We start from the raw sequence: 18,587 nt of genomic DNA, 5'->3' as shown, positions 1-18,587 counted from the left end.
TTCACTAAAGGCTATGTTTTGAATAGAAAGGGTTATTCGTATGGATATTGAATTACGAAATCGCTATGAACCCATTGTAAGGCAATATAGATTGGATACACAGCATATGGAAGAGCACGGAAGTGTAACGAAAATTTACACGAATCAAGGTCCGTATGCGCTCAAGAAAATAGAAGACGGGAAGTTAGAGCGGAATAACTTTTTGCACCATATTCAATATTTGAAGGAGAACGGTTTTTCAAATTATGTACCTATATACCATGCGACGGATGGAAATTATATTTTAAGTGACGGGACGTATAATTATTATTTAATGCCTTGGTTAGAACGTGCGGAAGGCAATGGCGAGGATAATGATCAATACCATAAAATGTTTCAAACTCTCGGGACGTTACATCAAAAAACGGTGAAAGAAGAAACGTATACAGAAGAAGATTTAGAAAAACATTATACAAATATATCCGATCGCTGGGAGAATGATGGTGAGATGTTAGAAGAGTTTCTCGTAGAATCTGAAGCGAAGTGGTATATGTCTCCGTTTGAATTGCAATATTGTACGTACTATCATCATGTAATGAGGGCGCGTGAGTTTGCAATGAAGCAATTAACTGAGTGGAACGATGCGATGAAAGAAAAAGAAAAAACACGTATTACTTTTGTACATGGTAACGTATCGCTTAATCATTTCTTATTTGATTATGAACGGAATGGCTATTTTATTAGTTTAGAAAAATCGAAGTTTGCCACACCGGTGCAAGATATAGTAGGGTTTTATTCTCGGTCTTTAAATACGTATCCAATTGCGCGAAGTGATCGGTTTGAATGGTATCAAATGTACCAAAAAAATTTCCCTTTTACGAAAGAAGAGCAACTACTCATGTTTGCGTATATGACGTATCCATCGCAATTTATTCGGCAAATCCAGTCTTATAAGAAAAGAAGAGGGAGTCGCAATAAGGAAAATGAACTTCTCGGAGTAAAGAGCTTACAACAATCGCATTGGCTCGTTAGCAATATAGAATATTTCCTTTCGCAATTACAAGCTGCCCAGCAAGGGAACGGATAAAGTGAAACTTTAATCAGTGGGGGTCTTACTGCCCGCAAATAGCGGGATAAAGAAGATAAGTAGAGGATGCTACTTATCTTCTTTTTTTGCCCAAAAAGCCGTAGTATTAAATTTATCTTGACGAATAGGGTTTCGTTTTTTACACTATTGTATATAATAATTAACAATCATATAAATGCCTTGAAGGGGAAGAGTATAACAAGAAACGTCTTCAGAGAGGAGAATCATTAGCTGGGAGATTCTCTAGATAGTTATGTTAGAAGGTAGCCCTGGAGCATCTTTTCTGAACGGAATAGTTCTCATTAGGAAAAGACGGATTTGTCCGTTATCAAATTAAGAGTATAAGCAAATTTCTGAATTTGTTTGTAAATAAAGGTGGTACCGCGATGTCCCTCGTCCTTTTTGGATGAGGGGCATTTTTTATTTTAAGGAGGGAAAATAATGTCAAATACGGAAAAGAATTTACCAACTAAATATGATCATATGTCCGTTGAAGAAGGCCTTTATCAATGGTGGCTTGAAGGCAAATATTTCGAAGCAACAGGAGATGAGAAGAAACAACCATACACAATTGTAATTCCACCTCCGAACGTAACTGGTAAGTTACACTTAGGTCATGCTTGGGATACAACTCTTCAAGATATTTTAACTCGTACGAAGCGTATGCAAGGTTACGATGTATTATGGCTTCCAGGAATGGACCATGCGGGTATCGCAACACAAGCGAAAGTAGAAGGAAAACTTCGTGAAGAAGGTATTTCACGTTACGATCTTGGCCGTGAGAAATTCCTTGAAAAAGCTTGGGAATGGAAAGAGGAATACGCGTCTCACATTCGTCAACAATGGGGGAAAGTTGGTTTAGGACTAGACTATTCTCGTGAACGTTTCACATTAGACGAAGGTTTATCTGATGCGGTTAATAAAGTATTCGTTCAATTATACGAAAAAGGCTTAATTTACCGCGGTGAATATATTATCAACTGGGACCCAGCAACACGCACAGCTCTTTCTGATATTGAAGTAATTCATAAAGAAGTTCAAGGTGCATTCTACCATATGAACTATCCATTAACAGATGGCTCTGGTCATATTCGTCTTGCGACTACTCGTCCAGAAACGATGCTTGGTGATACAGCAGTAGCAGTTCATCCAGAAGACGATCGTTACAAACATTTAATCGGGAAAACAGTTACACTTCCAATCGTAGGCCGTGAGATTCCGATTATTGCTGATGAGTACGTAGAAAAAGATTTCGGAACAGGCGTTGTAAAAATTACACCAGCTCATGACCCGAATGACTTTGAAGTAGGTAATCGTCATGACTTACCACGTATCTTAGTAATGAACGAAGACGGATCAATGAACGAAAAAGCTGGTAAGTATAACGGTATGGATCGTTTCGAATGCCGTAAAGCGTTAGTGAAGGACTTACAAGAAGCGGGCGTATTAGTAGAAATCGAGCCTCATATGCATTCAGTAGGTCATAGTGAGCGTAGTGGTGCAGTTGTTGAGCCTTACTTATCAACACAATGGTTCGTAAAAATGGCTCCACTTGCTGAGAAGGCGGTAGAGCTTCAACAAAAAGAAGAAGAGAAAGTAACGTTCGTACCAGAACGTTTTGAAAACACATACTTACGCTGGATGGAAAACATTCACGACTGGTGTATTTCTCGTCAATTATGGTGGGGACACCGCATTCCAGCTTGGTATCATAAAGAAACTGGTGAAGTATACGTAGGTACAGAAGAGCCAGCAGATATTGAAAACTGGAATCAAGATAACGACGTACTGGATACATGGTTCAGTTCAGCGTTATGGCCATTCTCAACACTTGGTTGGCCTAATGAAGATGCAGCAGACTTCAAACGTTACTATTCAACAGATGCACTAGTAACGGGTTATGACATCATCTTCTTCTGGGTATCTCGTATGATTTTCCAAGGTTTAGAGTTTACAGGGGAGCGTCCATTTAAAGATGTATTAATTCACGGTTTAGTTCGTGATGAGCAAGGACGTAAAATGAGTAAATCTCTTGGTAACGGTATTGATCCAATGGATGTTATCGAGAAGTACGGTGCAGATGCAATGCGCTATTTCTTATCAACAGGAAGCGCACCAGGTCAAGATCTACGTTTCAGTATGGAAAAAGTAGAGTCTACTTGGAACTTCATTAATAAAATTTGGAACGCATCACGTTTCGTATTAATGAACATGGATGATATGAAGTATGAAGAAATCGATTTAACTGGTGAAAAATCAGTTGCGGATAAGTGGATTTTAACTCGCTTAAACGAAACAATCGAAAGCGTAACGCGTAACATGGATAAATATGAGTTCGGTGAAGCTGGTCGTTCATTATACAACTTCATTTGGGATGATTTCTGTGACTGGTACATTGAAATGGCGAAACTTCCACTATATGGTGAAGATGAAGCAGCTAAGAAAACAACTCGTTCTATTTTAGCTTACGTATTAGACCAAACAATGCGTCTATTACATCCATTCATGCCATTCGTAACAGAGAAGATTTGGCAACATTTACCGCATGAAGGCGAATCTATTACAGTAGCAGCATGGCCAACAGTTCGCGAAGATTTACAAGATACAGAAGCTGCGGCAGAAATGCACCTTCTAGTTGATATCATTCGCTCTGTTCGTAATATCCGTGCAGAAGTTAATACGCCGATGAGCAAAAAAGTTCAAATGCAAATTAAAGCAAAAGATGAGGCTGTACTTGCTCAACTTACAAAAAACAGCTCTTACATTGAGCGTTTCTGTAACCCAAGCGAATTAATAATTCAAACGGATTTACAAGCACCAGAAAAAGCAATGACTGCAATCGTATCAGGTGCAGAGTTATTCTTACCGTTAGCTGATCTTATCAATCTTGATGAAGAGAGAGCACGTCTTGAGAAAGAATTTGAGAAGTTCGACAAAGAAGTAGAACGTGTACAGAAGAAACTTTCAAACCAAGGTTTCGTAGCGAAAGCTCCTGCAGCAGTTATTGACGGAGAGCGTGCGAAAGAGCAAGACTACCTAGAAAAACGTGAAGCAGTTCGCCAACGTCTAGCAGATCTTGAAAAGTAAAATATTTTTTAGAGGCTCACTATATTGGTGAGTCTCTTTTCTTTGCGTATAATAGGAGTATGAAGGTTGTCTTTTGAAAGGGGAAGCATACGTGATACATACATACGAAGAAGCGATAGGGTGGATTCATAGCCGATTGAAGTTTGGTATTAAACCGGGATTAGAAAGAATGAAATGGATGCTAGAAGAGCTCGGAAATCCAGAGCGTCACATAAAATGTGTTCATCTTGCTGGTACAAATGGAAAAGGTTCAACGTTAACATATATGCGCTACATGTTAGAAGATGCAAAATATAAGGTAGGAACATTTACCTCTCCATATATTGAAACATTTAACGAACGTATTAGTGTGAACGGGACACCAATTGCAGATGAAGAGATTACTGAACTTGTAAAGATGGTAAAGCCAGTCGTTGAAAAACTAGATGGGACGGATTTAGGGGAAGCGACTGAGTTTGAAATTATTACTGTTATGGCAATTTGTTATTTCGGTAAAGTTAATTTCTGTGATGTTGTTTTATTTGAAACAGGGCTTGGAGGGCGCTTTGATTCTACGAATGTTATTCATCCTGTTCTCACGATTATTACAAATATCGGCCACGATCATATGCATATTTTAGGGAATACACTAGGAGAAATTGCATATGAAAAGGCGGGGATTATTAAGTCTGGTGTTCCGGTTATTACTGGTGTACAAGATGAGGAAGCATTGCAAGTCATTCAAAAAGTTGCAAAGGAAAATCATGCAAACTTATACGAGATGGGCAAGCATTTTACAGCGTTACATAAACAGTCTGGCGAAGATGGAGAACGGTTCGATTTCACTTGTCCTTTCGCCACTTTTGAAGATGTGCGAATCTCAATGAAAGGTGTTCACCAAGTAGGAAACGCAGCACTTGCACTTATGGCAGTCATGTATGTCAAAACATACTTATCATTTTTAATCGAGGAAAAAGAAATAAGAACTGGATTACAGGAAGCGTATTGGATTGGGCGCTTTGAAAAACTGCAAAGCAATCCAGATATTATTATAGATGGTGCCCATAACCCAGAAGGTATCGAAAGTCTTGTGAAAACAGTAGAATCACATTACAAAGATAAAAATGTAATAGTTTTATTTACTGCCCTAGGTGATAAACAATTGCATAATATGGTAGATCAATTAGAAACCATTGCCGATGAAATTATTTTTACAACATTCGCCTTTGATCGTGCTATTTCTGCTGACAAGCTTGCATCGTATTCAAAGAAAGAGTCAAAACTAGTTTTTGAAAATTGGAAAGAGGCAATTGATACGAAGGTTGAAATGATTGGAGAAAATGATGTTTTTATCATAACAGGTTCTCTTTATTTCATTTCGGAAGTTCGAAAATATATTCGCGAGAAAAACTAGATAGTCTTTGCTATCTAGTTTTTTTGTTCTACAAATGAAGTCAAATGCATACATATAAGATAAATATATAGGGTTATTTGGCGAATTCCTCTGACAAATATCTCGTTTTTTTGTGAAATGAATATGATATGATGCGGACAACGATAAGAGGTGAGGTGTGAGTGTATGGACAAGCAATCACGAACGATCTCAGTGAAAGTGAATGGAACAGAAGCGAAGTATGAGGAGAAGAAGAAAGATGAATTTGAATGGATGGTAGTAGAAAGTGAAAGGCCAAAAAATGTTGTTCCGTTTCAAAAAGCGAAATTAGCTTCTACGGAAAAAAAACGGAAGAAGTGGAGCAATACGTTAATTGCAATCGTTGCAACGGCGATTATTATTGGTACGGCGTTTGGAATGGGAATGCTACAGTTACTTAAAGGACAAGGTGCGACAGGGGGAAGCGAAGTAACGGCTTCGAAGCAGATGCGAAATGAAGAATCAAAGGTGAGTGGAACATCAGAACAAACACCAGCACAAAAAGAGGAAAAACAAAAAGCACAGACAGGAACGTCATTAAATCCAATGAAATTATTTTTTGTTCAGGGAGGAATTTATTCTTCTGAAGAAAAGGGACAGGCTGCTCTTGAAGAGTGGAAAAGTAATGGAGGCGTTGCAGCTTTAAAACCGAGCGGTGATAAGTATGCATTAGTTGTTGGTATTGCTAGCGATGAACAAGGCATAAACCAATTAATGACGCAGTATAAAAATGATAATGTCTCCGTATTGAAAAAGGACTGGGATATAACAGATAAAGCATTACTGAAAGATGATAAAGAAGTTGGGGCATTTTTAACAAAAGTACAGCCATTATATACTCATTTAGCAAAATATGCTTCCAGCGTACAAGCTAGTGGAAAAAGTAATGCAAAAGATATAGGTGCGATTGAAAAAGAGTGGAAAGCGATTGAAAAAGAAGGGAAAAGTATGAAGCAAGAAGAAGCGAAGAAATTGTATATGTATACGTCAGTAGCTGTGCAAACAGTGAAGGACGGAAAAGATGATAAGGAATCTTTGGCAAAACTAAATCAAGTTATTATTGATGGTATGCTTTCGTATGAAAAAATTGTTTCACAAAAGGCGAAATAATAGGATAATGAAATGATGAGGGAAGAAGTGTAGGTACTTCTTTCTTTTCTTTTGAATTTATAGTAAAGTGCTTTCTCTATGGCAGAAATATAATTGTATGTTAGTAAAGAGGTATTATTTTATATAGAGAAGATAATATTTCTTTCATTTGTGGACAAACTATTCCTTTGATACGATTGTTGTAAATGATTCTGCTTCATGTGAGAAAGGAAGGAGAAAATATGAAAAAAATTATTTTAGCTTCAGGGTCACCTCGCAGGAAGGAATTACTTGAGTTAGCTGGTGTGCCATTTGAAATTATTGTAAGTGAAGTAGAAGAAAAGATTGGTGCGTATTCATCACCTTCTGATATTGTTATGTCACTTGCTTTGCAAAAAGCATCTGCGGTAGCAGAAACGAATAGTGATCACATTGTGTTAGGTGCAGACACAATTGTTACATATGAGTCGCGTATACTTGGAAAGCCTTCTAATGAGGCTGAGGCGAAAGAAATGTTGCAATTATTATCAGGGAAAACACATGAGGTGTATACGGGTGTTGCAATTATAGCGAAAGACAAAACAGTCACTTTTTACGAGCGTACAGAAGTTACGTTTTGGGAATTAACAGAAGAAGAAATTGACGCATATGTTGCATCGAAAGAGCCTCTTGATAAAGCAGGAAGTTATGGGATTCAAGGTAAAGGGTCTATTTTTGTTCAACATATTCAAGGGGACTACTATAGTGTAGTCGGGTTACCAATTTCCCGTCTTGTTCGGGAATTAAAACAATTCAATATTGATGTAACCCATGCGTAAAATTGCATGGGATTTTCTTTGAGAGAACAAATAAAAGGGGTGGAGAAATGAACGGTATTCGTGATGTTGTCAAAGAAGAACAGCCACGGGAGCGTTTATTGTTAGAAGGAGCTGGAAGTTTATCGAATCGGGAGCTTCTTGCAGTGTTACTCAGAACAGGTTCTAAAGAAGAAACAGTTTTAAAGTTATCAGATAAAATTTTACATCACTTTGACGGTTTACGTATGTTGAAAGATGCAACGTTAGAAGAGCTTGTCAGTATACATGGTGTTGGGGTTGCGAAGGCAACCCAGCTTATAGCTGCTTTTGAACTCGGTAGAAGAATGGTGCGTTTAGAATATCAAAATAGATATAGCATTCGAAGCCCAGAAGATTGCGCGAGATATATGATGGAAGAAATGCGTTTCCTGCAGCAGGAGCATTTTGTATGTTTATATTTAAATACAAAAAATCAAGTTATACATAGGCAAACAATTTTCATTGGAAGCTTAAACACATCAATTGTACATCCAAGGGAAGTATTTAAAGAAGCGTTCCGCCGTGCAGCAGCCTCTATCATATGTCTTCATAACCATCCCTCAGGAGACCCCACGCCGAGCCGAGAAGATATTGAAGTAACAAAACGCTTAGTAGAATGCGGCCGAATTATCGGAATTGAAGTGCTTGACCATATTATAATAGGCGACCATAAATTCGTGAGTTTAAAGGAAAAAGGTCATATTTAAGACTATGCTTTTTACTTATTTTGTTTTATAATGTGATTTATGAGTTTTTTGTAGAAATTTATCTACAAAAAGGATAAAGATATAAAAAACGTACTGTTTTTATAATATAAAGTAAGAAAAAATGAGTCCGTGAAAACAAGAAAGGAAGATAAATAATATGTTTGGATTTGGTGGCTTTACTCGCGATCTTGGAATAGATTTAGGAACTGCGAACACGCTTGTATATGTAAAAGGAAAAGGTGTAGTTTTACGTGAACCTTCAGTAGTAGCGTTACAAACTGATACGAAACAAATCGTTGCTGTAGGTAGCGATGCAAAACAAATGATTGGTCGTACACCAGGAAACGTTGTGGCACTTCGCCCGATGAAAGACGGTGTAATTGCTGATTACGAAACGACAGCAACAATGATGAAATATTACATTCAACAAGCTCAAAAATCAAATGGATTCTTCTCACGTAAGCCTTACGTAATGGTATGTGTACCGTCTGGTATTACAGCTGTAGAAAGACGTGCAGTAATCGATGCGACTCGTCAAGCGGGTGCTCGTGATGCTTATCCAATCGAAGAACCATTTGCAGCAGCAATTGGTGCGAACTTACCTGTTTGGGAACCAACTGGTAGTATGGTTGTTGATATCGGTGGCGGTACAACAGAAGTTGCAATCATTTCTTTAGGTGGTATTGTAACAAGTCAATCAGTTCGTGTTGCTGGTGATGATATGGACGATTCAATCATTCAGTACATTAAGAAAAGCTATAACTTAATGATTGGTGAAAGAACGGCTGAAGCATTAAAATTAGAAATTGGTTCTGCAGGCGAGCCAGAAGGTATCGAGCCTATGGAAATTCGCGGTCGTGATTTAGTAAGTGGTTTACCAAAAACAGTACTAATTCAGCCAGAAGAAATTGCAGATGCATTAAAAGATACAGTAGATGCAATTGTAGAATCTGTTAAAAATACGTTAGAGAAAACTCCACCTGAATTAGCGGCAGACATTATGGACCGTGGTATCGTATTAACAGGCGGCGGAGCATTACTACGTAACTTAGATAAAGTGATTAGTGAAGAAACAAATATGCCAGTTCTTGTTGCGGAAGATCCATTAGATTGCGTAGCAATTGGAACGGGTAAAGCATTAGACAATATCGATCTTTTCAAAACTGCTGCTCGATAATATTGCAAAATAAAAATCAATGAAATTAAGAGGGTGTGAACGTGCCACAGTTTTTCTTAAACAAAAGATTAATTGTTTTGTTAGTTAGTATTATTCTTCTCGTGGCATTGATTGGAATCTCATTGAAAGAACGGAACAGTTTAACATGGCCAGAGCAGTTTGTTAAAGACACTGTCGGTGTTGTAGAACGTGTATTCCAAAAGCCAGCGAAATACGTAGCTGGATTCTTCGAAAATGTAGAGGATGTAAAGCGCACGTATGAAGAGAATAAAGAATTAAAAGCAAAATTAGATAATTATGCAGGTCTATCAGGGAAAGTAAAACAATTAGAAGATGATAACAAGAAGCTACAAGAGTTAACGGGTAAAAAAGAGTTGAATAGCCAATATACTGAAATTCCATCTACTGTTGTTTCTCGTAATCCAGATAAATGGTACGATTTAATCGGAATTGATAAAGGAGCACAGCAAGGAATTAAAAAAGATATGGCTGTAGTAACTTCACAAGGTCTAGTTGGACGAGTGAAAAGTGTATCCCAGTTTACATCATCAGTAGAATTGCTAAGCTCTATGAGCCGAACAAATCGTGTTTCTGCTATCGTACAAGGTGATGAGAAAATCTTCGGATTGATTGAAGGTTACGACAAAGAAAAGCACTTACTTCTTTTCACAAAGATTGGCTCTGATGCTCAGGTAGCGAAAGATCAATTAGTTGTAACATCTGGACTTGGTGATATTTTCCCAAAAGGTCTTGTAATTGGAACAATCGTTGATGTTCAGCCAGATCCATACGGCTTAACAAAAACAGCTTATGTAAAACCGGCCGCTGACTTGAATGACGTAGAGCATATTATGGTTGCTAAACGTGCAACGCCTTCAGCGCCATTAGAATAGGAGGGGGAGAAGAGATGATGAAGATTTTAAAAAGAGCAGCTCTTCCTCTTTTGCTCCTTTTTGTTTTTCTATTTGAAAATATGTTTGCTACTATTGTTCCAACAGAGGTTTTTTGGAAAGACGGTATAGCAGCACCTCATTTCTTTATAATTGTGTTATGTTTTATTACTGTGTACTATAGTCCGGTCCAAGGGATTTATTACGGACTCTTATTTGGTTTCTTATTTGATACCGTATACACAGAACTTGTCGGTATATATATATTTGCGTATCCGATTTTAGCTTATTTAGTTTATAGTGTGATGAAGATACTACAATTGAATTTATTTATTGTTGCTTCTATTGTACTAGCTAGCATTGTAGCACTAGAGTATTATGTGTATGGATTTTTAACTTTGTTAGGACGTACTCATATGTCAGCGTATGTCTTTTTCACAGATCGTCTCCTGTCTACTTTATTGCTAAATGCAATTTTCTTATTGATAGTTTGTTTCCCACTGAGACGATATTTAGTGCGTCTTTCAAAAGCGATGGAAGAAAAAGAAAAAAGGATTTTCTAATTTTATGTCGAATTGAATCGGTGGGGTGAACTTTAGTGGAAGAAAAAAAGCAACAAAATGTAACAATAAAAGGGACAAAAGACGGAATAACGCTTCATTTAGATGATTGTTGTTCATTCTCTGAATTACTGGAGGAACTGGATGAAAAGCTTTCTACACATTACTATGATGGTGATGGGCGCTCTTTAATTGAAGTGCATGTGAAAGTGGGAAATCGTTATTTAACAGAAGTCCAACAAGAAGAGATTCGTACGTTAATTCGTAATAAAAAGAATCTTGTTGTGGATTCAATTGAAAGTGATGTTATAACGAAAGCAGAAGCAATAGCTTGGAAAGAAGAAACAGAAATTGTCCCTATTTCCAAAATTGTTCGCTCTGGACAAGTTTTACATGTAAAAGGAAATTTATTGTTAATTGGTGATGTTAATCCAGGCGGAACGGTTATCGCTGGGGGGAATATTTTTGTCGTAGGATCATTAAGAGGAATTGCGCATGCTGGGTATTATGGGGATTCGGATGCCGTAATCGCTGCATCTGATATGAACCCGATGCAACTTCGAATTAGTGATGTGGCAATGCGGGCTCCGGAAGAGAAAGAAGACGGAGCGGAGGCGGCAGAATGTGCGTATATTAATGAGAACAATCACATTGTTGTCGATCGACTGCAACTTCTCACTCATCTTAGACCTAATTTAACAAAGTTAGAAAGGGGAATTGTATAGCTGTGGGAGAGGCAATAGTAATTACATCTGGAAAAGGCGGAGTAGGTAAAACTACAACGTCTGCGAACATTGGTACAGCCCTGGCGTTATCTGGAAAGAAAGTGTGCTTAATTGACACAGATATCGGTCTTCGAAACTTAGACGTAGTAATGGGGCTGGAAAATCGTATTGTATTTGATCTTGTTGATGTCGTTGAAGGGCGTTGCCGTTTACCTCAGGCGCTTATTAAAGATAAGCGTTTTGATGATCTTTATTTATTACCTGCAGCACAAACGAGTGATAAATCAGCGGTAACACCTGAACAAATGGATGAATTAATACAAGTATTACGTCAAGATTATGATTACATATTAATTGATTGTCCTGCGGGGATTGAGCAGGGATTTAAAAATGCGGTAGCTGGTGCGGATAAAGCAATCGTTGTTACGACGCCAGAAGTATCCTCAATGCGCGATGCGGATCGTATTATCGGGCTTTTAGAAAAAGAGGATATTGAACCACCAAAACTTGTTATTAATCGTGTGCGTAGTCATATGCTTCATGAGCAGGATATGTTAGATGTTGATGAAATCGTACGTACATTGTCAATCGAGCTTCTTGGTGTTGTCGAGGATGATGATGAAGTTATTCGTGCTACAAATACAGGTGAACCTGTAGCGTTGCAACCGAGCGGAAAAGCAGCGTTAGCTTATCGTAATATTGCAAGACGCTTGTTGGGTGAGAATGTACCATTGCAAGCATTTGGACAAGAAAAGGTATCGGTATTTACAAAGATGAAAAACTTCTTTGGAATCCGTTAAAAGCACTTCGCACATATGCGAAGTGCTTTCTTTTTTCTTCACACGAATATCTTCCTTTCTTAGCTCATACATATGTACAAACTGTATACAACTGTTTCTATTTAAATTAGCTTAACGAAAGAAAGGAGACAGTATGAAAAATAGTCGTGTAGAAGAAATTAAAAAACGGATTGCGAAAAGGAAGGCAGAGCAAGAAAAGATGGAGGAAGAGCAGTATTTTGCTGGAGGGAATTTTGATAGTGAAACAGTATTTATTGAAGAAGGAGAAAAGGAAATTCATCCTTTATTTCGAAAAGAAGTATTTTTCTTCAAATTTTTGTTATCAGCAATATTAGTTCTTTCTGTCGCTATCTTATATAAGAATGCACCCCCTTCTTTCGACGGTGCTAAAGCTGTTACAGAAAAAGTGATGAAAGAAGAATTTCAGTTTGCTACTGTAGCGAAATGGTACGAAAAGCAGTTTGGAAAACCGCTCGTATTTTATTCACCTACTGAGAAAAAAGAAGGAACTATTCAGCAAAAAGATTATGCTATCCCTGCTTCTGGAAAGGTGATGCAAGGGTTTCAAAAAAATGGCCAAGGTGTATTTGTTCAAACAGCTATAAATGCAACTGTTGAGTCAGTGAATGAAGGGCTAGTTGTTTTTGCAGGCAAGAAAGAGGAACTTGGTAATACGGTTCAAATTCAGCATGCAGATGGAACAGAATCGTGGTATGCGAATTTAAATGACATGACAGTGAAATTATATGATTACGTTTCAAAGAAACAAAAAATTGGAACGGTGAATAATGATGCGAATAATAAAAATGGTAAGTTTTATTTCGCGATAAAAAAGAATGAAAAATTTATTGACCCGATTCAGGTGATTTCATTTGATTAAATATAGAGAAGTTTTAACGAAGATTTCAGTACATCCGTTGTTTTGGGTTATTATTGTCATTGGCATTTTTACGGCACGTTTTAAAGAGTTACTACTGTTATTTTGTATCGTTCTTATCCATGAACTTGGGCATGCCTTTGCGGCGGCACACTACAATTGGCGTATTAAAAAGATTCAACTTTTACCGTTTGGTGGTGTGGCTGAGCTTGAGGAGCATGGGAATAAGTCATTGAAAGAGGAGCTTGTTGTTGTAATTGCAGGGCCTATACAACATATTTGGATGATGGTGGTAGGTTATATAGTGTTTGAAGCTGGTTGGCTGGGTGCGGATTTATATTATTTCTTTATATGGAATAATATAATTATTTTAGCATTTAATTTACTACCTATTTGGCCGCTTGATGGTGGAAAAGTATTGTTTAACGTATTATCATATCGTTTTCCTTATTTACAAGCACATGAAAAGATGATGAAATTATCATGTGTTTTTTTTAGTGTAATACTAGTGTGGCAGTTACTTTGGAATAGTAACAATATTATGATGTGGGTACTACTCATATTTTTAGCGGTGTCGTTATATCAAGAGTGGAAACAAAGACAGTATGCCTTTATGCGTTTTTTATTGGAACGTTATTATGGGAACAAAAGAGGAATTGAAAAGATTGCACCTATTGAAGTGCAATCAGAAGATCATTTATATAAGATATTCACAAAATTTCGTAGAGGGTATAAGCACTCTATTATCGTCCATGGAAAATATAAAGAACATTATACATTGGATGAAAATGAATTACTCTATGCGTATTTTACTGAAAAACGAACAACTTCATCTGTTGAAGAATTAATCGGTTAGTGTTGACGATAGCACTAACCTTTTATTATTGTAAAAGCAAAGAAGATTATAAAGTGAGGAAAGAATTTTGAAAACGTTATATATGAACTATGCAGGATCGGAAAAACGCGTTGCAATTGAAGAGAAGAAAAAAATTGTTGAGTTTTTATGGAAACGAAATGAAGAACAAGAGATTGTTGGGCATATTTATGTTGGACGTATCGTAAGAACGATTGCTGGAATGAACGCAGCTTTTGTAAACATCGGTTTAGAAAAACATGCGTACCTTTCATACGATGATGTACCATCTTCTTATCGTATACATGAAGGGCAAGCAGTACTCGTGCAAGTTGTGAAAGAGGCAATTGATACGAAAGGGCCGAAATTGACGGCGAACGTAGAATTTACCGGGAAATATGTCGTTTATATGCCATATGATGAAATGCGTGCGGTTTCTCGGAAAATAAAAAACAATAAAAGAAGGCAACAGCTACTCCAAATTGAGGTAGAAGGGACAGGAGGTTATATTTTCCGCTCTGCTTCTGAAAAAGGAGAAATTGAAGAAATAGAAGCTGAAATGCAAAGGTTACAGCAGTTATATGAAGAGCTAAAAAGAAAAGAGGGCCAAGGAAAGGCACCGTTACTACTTCATCGACCGGCGACCTTTTTAGATCGTGTATTCCAAGAGAATCCGATTGAAACGATTGAAAAAGTAGTTGTAGATACAAGAAGTATAGTAAAAGAATTAGAAGAAAAGATCGGAAAAGAAAAAGTATCTTTTTATAATGAAAAATCTTCAATTTTTAACCATTTTGGAATAGAGCGTGAGATCGAAAAAGCACTTCAAAAAATTGTGTGGCTCCCGAATGGTGCCTATTTAATTGTGGAACAAATGGAGACGATGACTGTAATTGATGTGAATACAGGCAAGTTTACTGGAAAACAGAATTTACAAGATACAGTCCTTCGTACAAATGAAGTGGCAGCTGAAGAGATTGCACGTCAATTAAGACTGCGTGATATCGGTGGTATGATATTAATTGATTTTATTAATATGAAAAGAAGAGAAGATAAAGAAAAGGTAAGAGAATGTCTGATGGCTGCTATGCAAAATGATCGCACATATACAAGAGTTCTCGGTTTTACAGAGTTAGGGATTTTGGAGATGACACGTAAACGTAAGAAACATTCTTTACGCGACGTATTACTAGAAGAGTGTGTATCTTGCAAAGCGACGGGGTATGTAATGTCATATGAAACAATTGCGTATGAGTTAGAGAGAGAGCTAATTACATATGGCAATATAGAGGATGAGGCAGTATTAATCGCTGCACCTAGAGAATTGCAAAAACAATTTTTGCAAAAAGAATTACAAAAAAATATTCCATTTGAAATTTGTTTCAAAGATGATATGATCGAAAAGTATGCAATTGTCCGTTTTGGAAGTAAAACAGAAATTGTAGAACGGAAAAAATAGTTAGTAGAACATTTATTGACAACCGTCTATGATTCATGATAACATCTTTATGTTATAGTTTATAGCACCTAAACGGCTATATGCTACAACCGCACAAGACAGGTTCCCTAAAGACATTTATGTCTACCTCGTTTTTGGCGAGTCTTAGTAATTAAGAGGAGGTGCAAGTATGTACGCAATTATCGAAACAGGTGGAAAACAAATTAAAGTTGAAGCTGGTCAAGCAATCTACATTGAAAAATTAGATGTTGAAGCTGGTGAAACTGTTACTTTTGACAAAGTTCTTTTCGTTGGTGGCGAAAACGTTAAAGTTGGTAGCCCAGTTGTAGAAGGTGCAACAGTTACTGCGAAAGTTGAAAAACAAGGTCGCGCTAAGAAAATCATCGTTTTCAAATACAAAGCGAAAAAGAACAATCGTAAGAAACAAGGTCATCGTCAACCTTACACTAAGCTAGTTGTTGAAGCTATCAACGCTTAATTCAGGTTAACATGATTAAAATTACGATAAGTCGCACGAAATTAGGAAGTATCCAATCATTTAAAATGACTGGACATGCCAATTATGCGCCACATGGACAAGATCTTGTCTGTGCTGGAACTACAGCGGTTGTGTTTGGTTCTATAAATGCAGTGGAAGAACTTTGTAATGTGCAAGCAACTATTGAACTCGGAAGTGATGGTGGATTCTTAACGTATGAATTGCCTAATGATTTAGACGTTCATACAGCAGAAAAAGCACAGATACTTTTAGAAGGATTGGTTGTTTCGCTTAAGACGATCGAACTTGATTACGGAAAGTATATCCGTTTAATAGAAAAAGTGCAGGAGGTGTAACGTATGTTAAGATTAGATCTTCAGTTTTTCGCATCTAAGAAAGGTGTAGGTAGTACAAAGAACGGTCGTGACTCTCAGTCAAAACGTCTTGGTGCTAAACGCGCAGATGGTCAAACGGTTTCAGGTGGTTCAATTCTTTACCGTCAACGCGGTACAAAAATTTATCCAGGTGTTAACGTTGGTCGTGGTGGCGATGACACTTTATACGCGAAAGTTGACGGCGTAGTACGCTTTGAGCGTCTTGGCCGTGACCGCAAACAAGTGAGCGTATATCCTGTTGCTCAAGAAGCATAAGAACTCACGGAAAACTCTAACCTGAGTGCAGGTTAGAGTTTTTCTATATTAAGGGGTATCTAAATGAATGAAAAATGGACAATTATAGATGCATTGCGTCATTCAAGACATGATTGGCTCAATCGTATGCAGATGGTGAAAGGAAACCTTTCCCTTGGAAAAGTGGAAGAAATTCATAGTCTCATCGATCGTTTTGTCCAAGAAGCGAGACAAGAATCCAATCTGATAGGGTTATCAATGCCTTTATTTTCAGAGTGGATTTTAACATATAATTGGAAACAGCAGCCGTGCTTATTGGAGTACGAAGTATTAGGGAAATTACATAACTTATCTCACTTAGATGAGATTGTATGTACATGGACGAATCAATTTTTCTCAATACTTCAGCATAGTTTAGACGTATATGTTGAAAATTATGTTTGTATCACAATTGAATGTGACGCGGAGAATGCTCGTTTCTTTTTTGATTTTCGTGGTAAGCTAACGAGTGTAGAAGAACTACAGAATTGGCTTGCGAACCAAAACAATAAATGGTATTCCATTTCTTATACAGTACGAGACGAAGAAGTCTCAGTTATATTACAACTAATCGAAAAAAGTGTGGTGAAATAATGTTTGTAGATCAGGTCAAGATATATGTAAAAGGCGGCGACGGTGGTAACGGAATGGTTGCGTATCGTCGTGAGAAGTATGTACCTAAAGGTGGCCCAGCAGGTGGCGACGGTGGTAAAGGTGCAGATGTTGTTTTTGTTGTTGAGGAAGGCTTACGTACATTAATGGACTTCCGCTACCAACGTCATTTCAAAGCTGATCGTGGTCAGCACGGAATGAGTAAAGGTCAGCACGGTCGTAAATCTGAAGATTTAATCGTAAAGGTTCCACCGGGAACAATAGTAAAAGATGAAAAAACAGGTGAAATTCTTGCCGATTTAGTAACGCATGAACAAACAGCTGTAATCGCAAAAGGTGGCCGCGGTGGCCGTGGTAACTCACGTTTCGCAACACCGACGAACCCAGCGCCAGAAATCGCTGAGAACGGGGAACCAGGTCAAGAACGTGATGTCACGCTAGAACTTAAAGTGCTAGCAGATGTTGGACTTGTTGGATTCCCAAGTGTAGGTAAATCTACATTATTATCTGTTGTATCATCAGCGCGTCCGAAAATTGCAGAGTATCACTTTACAACAATCGTTCCAAATCTTGGTGTTGTTGAAACTGGTGATAGCCGCAGCTTCGTTATGGCTGACCTTCCTGGACTAATTGAAGGCGCACATGCCGGCGTCGGACTTGGACACCAATTCTTACGTCATATTGAGCGTACACGTGTAATCGTGCACGTTATCGATATGTCTGGTTTAGAAGGCCGTGAGCCATATGAAGATTATGTAACAATCAATAGTGAACTAAAAGAATACAATATGCGTTTAACTGAGCGTCCACAAGTTGTTGTTGCAAACAAAATGGATATGCCAGGTGCAGAAGAAAACTTACAAGCATTTAAAGAAAAATTGGGAGACGAAGTGAAAATTTTCCCAATCTCAGCTGTAACGAAGCAAGGTGTTCGTGACTTACTATTTGAAGTAGCGAACTTATTAGAAACAACACCAGAATTCCCAATGTATGATGATGTGGAAGAATCTGAAGCAAGTGTAATGTACAAATTTGAATCTGAATCTAATTTTGAAATTACACGCGAAAGTGATGGCACATTTGTTATTTCTGGTTACGATATTGAGAAAACATTCAAAATGACAGACTTCTCACGTGATGAATCTGTACGCCGATTTGCTCGTCAAATGCGTGGAATGGGTATTGATGAAGCCCTTCGTGCACGTGGTGCAGTAGACGGGGATATTGTAAAAATTCTTGAATATCAATTTGAATTTATCGATTAAGACTGCCGAAATATGGCAGTCTTTTTT

The 18,587-nt window shown here is 37.6% G+C and carries 19 protein-coding genes and 2 other annotated features; all 19 genes read left to right on the top strand.

From position 1 onward, the window contains the following. Positions 1 to 40 precede the first annotated feature (40 nt). Positions 41 to 1,066 (top strand): spore coat protein YsxE, encoded by a 1,026-nt coding sequence (ysxE, locus tag DN389_RS17715; RefSeq protein ID WP_048541358.1) that lies wholly within the window; start codon positions 41 to 43, stop codon positions 1,064 to 1,066. A gap of 171 nt (positions 1,067 to 1,237) precedes the next feature. Further along, positions 1,238 to 1,470: a binding site (T-box leader), on the top strand. Positions 1,471 to 1,507: 37 nt separating this feature from the next. Beyond that, positions 1,508 to 4,153 carry a valine--tRNA ligase gene (locus tag DN389_RS17710; protein ID WP_149237418.1) on the top strand — a complete coding sequence of 882 codons (2,646 nt, stop codon included), beginning with the start codon at positions 1,508 to 1,510 and terminating at the stop codon, positions 4,151 to 4,153. A gap of 91 nt (positions 4,154 to 4,244) precedes the next feature. Beyond that, positions 4,245 to 5,546, top strand: a complete 1,302-nt coding sequence (locus DN389_RS17705; protein ID WP_098190926.1) for a bifunctional folylpolyglutamate synthase/dihydrofolate synthase — start codon at positions 4,245 to 4,247, stop codon at positions 5,544 to 5,546. Positions 5,547 to 5,711: 165 nt separating this feature from the next. Continuing rightward, positions 5,712 to 6,674 (top strand): stage II sporulation protein B, encoded by a 963-nt coding sequence (locus DN389_RS17700; RefSeq protein WP_098190925.1) that lies wholly within the window; start codon positions 5,712 to 5,714, stop codon positions 6,672 to 6,674. Between the two features lie 221 nt (positions 6,675 to 6,895). Next, on the top strand, positions 6,896 to 7,471 hold the full coding sequence (locus DN389_RS17695; RefSeq protein WP_097889236.1) for a Maf family protein: 576 nt from the start codon (positions 6,896 to 6,898) through the stop codon (positions 7,469 to 7,471). A 47-nt stretch (positions 7,472 to 7,518) separates the two neighbouring features. Continuing rightward, positions 7,519 to 8,196 carry a DNA repair protein RadC gene (radC, locus tag DN389_RS17690; RefSeq protein WP_087957065.1) on the top strand — a complete coding sequence of 226 codons (678 nt, stop codon included), beginning with the start codon at positions 7,519 to 7,521 and terminating at the stop codon, positions 8,194 to 8,196. 157 nt (positions 8,197 to 8,353) lie between these two features. Continuing rightward, on the top strand, positions 8,354 to 9,373 hold the full coding sequence (gene mreB, locus DN389_RS17685; RefSeq protein ID WP_000466737.1) for a cell shape-determining protein MreB: 1,020 nt from the start codon (positions 8,354 to 8,356) through the stop codon (positions 9,371 to 9,373). Positions 9,374 to 9,414: 41 nt separating this feature from the next. Further along, entirely contained in the window at positions 9,415 to 10,266 is an 852-nt protein-coding gene (mreC, locus tag DN389_RS17680) for a rod shape-determining protein MreC (protein ID WP_001135496.1), read from the top strand. A 14-nt stretch (positions 10,267 to 10,280) separates the two neighbouring features. Then, a complete protein-coding gene (gene mreD, locus DN389_RS17675; protein ID WP_000975755.1) occupies positions 10,281 to 10,826 on the top strand; it encodes a rod shape-determining protein MreD in 546 nt (181 codons plus the stop codon). Between the two features lie 35 nt (positions 10,827 to 10,861). Continuing rightward, positions 10,862 to 11,548: a septum site-determining protein MinC gene (minC, locus tag DN389_RS17670; protein WP_000391511.1), complete on the top strand. Its 687-nt coding sequence runs from the start codon at positions 10,862 to 10,864 to the stop codon at positions 11,546 to 11,548. A 2-nt stretch (positions 11,549 to 11,550) separates the two neighbouring features. Then, positions 11,551 to 12,348 (top strand): septum site-determining protein MinD, encoded by a 798-nt coding sequence (gene minD / locus DN389_RS17665; RefSeq protein ID WP_000503312.1) that lies wholly within the window; start codon positions 11,551 to 11,553, stop codon positions 12,346 to 12,348. A gap of 133 nt (positions 12,349 to 12,481) precedes the next feature. Further along, positions 12,482 to 13,228 (top strand): stage IV sporulation protein SpoIVFA, encoded by a 747-nt coding sequence (spoIVFA, locus tag DN389_RS17660; protein WP_060488212.1) that lies wholly within the window; start codon positions 12,482 to 12,484, stop codon positions 13,226 to 13,228. Then, positions 13,221 to 14,081 (top strand): stage IV sporulation intramembrane metalloprotease SpoIVFB, encoded by an 861-nt coding sequence (gene spoIVFB, locus DN389_RS17655; RefSeq protein WP_000599080.1) that lies wholly within the window; start codon positions 13,221 to 13,223, stop codon positions 14,079 to 14,081. Before spoIVFA ends, spoIVFB begins: the two co-directional genes overlap by 8 nt. 67 nt (positions 14,082 to 14,148) lie before the next feature. Continuing rightward, entirely contained in the window at positions 14,149 to 15,537 is a 1,389-nt protein-coding gene (locus tag DN389_RS17650) for an Rne/Rng family ribonuclease (RefSeq protein ID WP_149237417.1), read from the top strand. Between the two features lie 77 nt (positions 15,538 to 15,614). Beyond that, positions 15,615 to 15,692: a sequence feature (ribosomal protein L21 leader region), on the top strand. 14 nt (positions 15,693 to 15,706) lie between these two features. Further along, entirely contained in the window at positions 15,707 to 16,015 is a 309-nt protein-coding gene (gene rplU, locus DN389_RS17645) for a 50S ribosomal protein L21 (RefSeq protein ID WP_000270907.1), read from the top strand. An 11-nt stretch (positions 16,016 to 16,026) separates the two neighbouring features. Beyond that, on the top strand, positions 16,027 to 16,371 hold the full coding sequence (locus tag DN389_RS17640; RefSeq protein WP_002008596.1) for a ribosomal-processing cysteine protease Prp: 345 nt from the start codon (positions 16,027 to 16,029) through the stop codon (positions 16,369 to 16,371). Positions 16,372 to 16,374: 3 nt separating this feature from the next. Then, positions 16,375 to 16,665, top strand: a complete 291-nt coding sequence (rpmA, locus tag DN389_RS17635; RefSeq protein ID WP_000944957.1) for a 50S ribosomal protein L27 — start codon at positions 16,375 to 16,377, stop codon at positions 16,663 to 16,665. Positions 16,666 to 16,728: 63 nt separating this feature from the next. Next, positions 16,729 to 17,277 (top strand): sporulation initiation phosphotransferase B, encoded by a 549-nt coding sequence (locus tag DN389_RS17630; protein ID WP_001003576.1) that lies wholly within the window; start codon positions 16,729 to 16,731, stop codon positions 17,275 to 17,277. After that, positions 17,277 to 18,560, top strand: coding sequence for a GTPase ObgE (obgE, locus tag DN389_RS17625; RefSeq protein ID WP_046958810.1), 1,284 nt, complete (start codon positions 17,277 to 17,279; stop codon positions 18,558 to 18,560). The genes DN389_RS17630 and obgE overlap by 1 nt, the downstream gene beginning before the upstream one ends. Positions 18,561 to 18,587: the final 27 nt, after the last annotated feature.

Origin of the sequence: Bacillus sp. AY3-1, assembly GCF_008368785.1 — a bacterium.
Classification (GTDB): domain Bacteria; phylum Bacillota; class Bacilli; order Bacillales; family Bacillaceae_G; genus Bacillus_A; species Bacillus_A wiedmannii.
The sequence above is the reverse complement of the archived record's forward strand: the minus strand, read 5'-3'. Positions and strand labels throughout refer to the sequence as shown.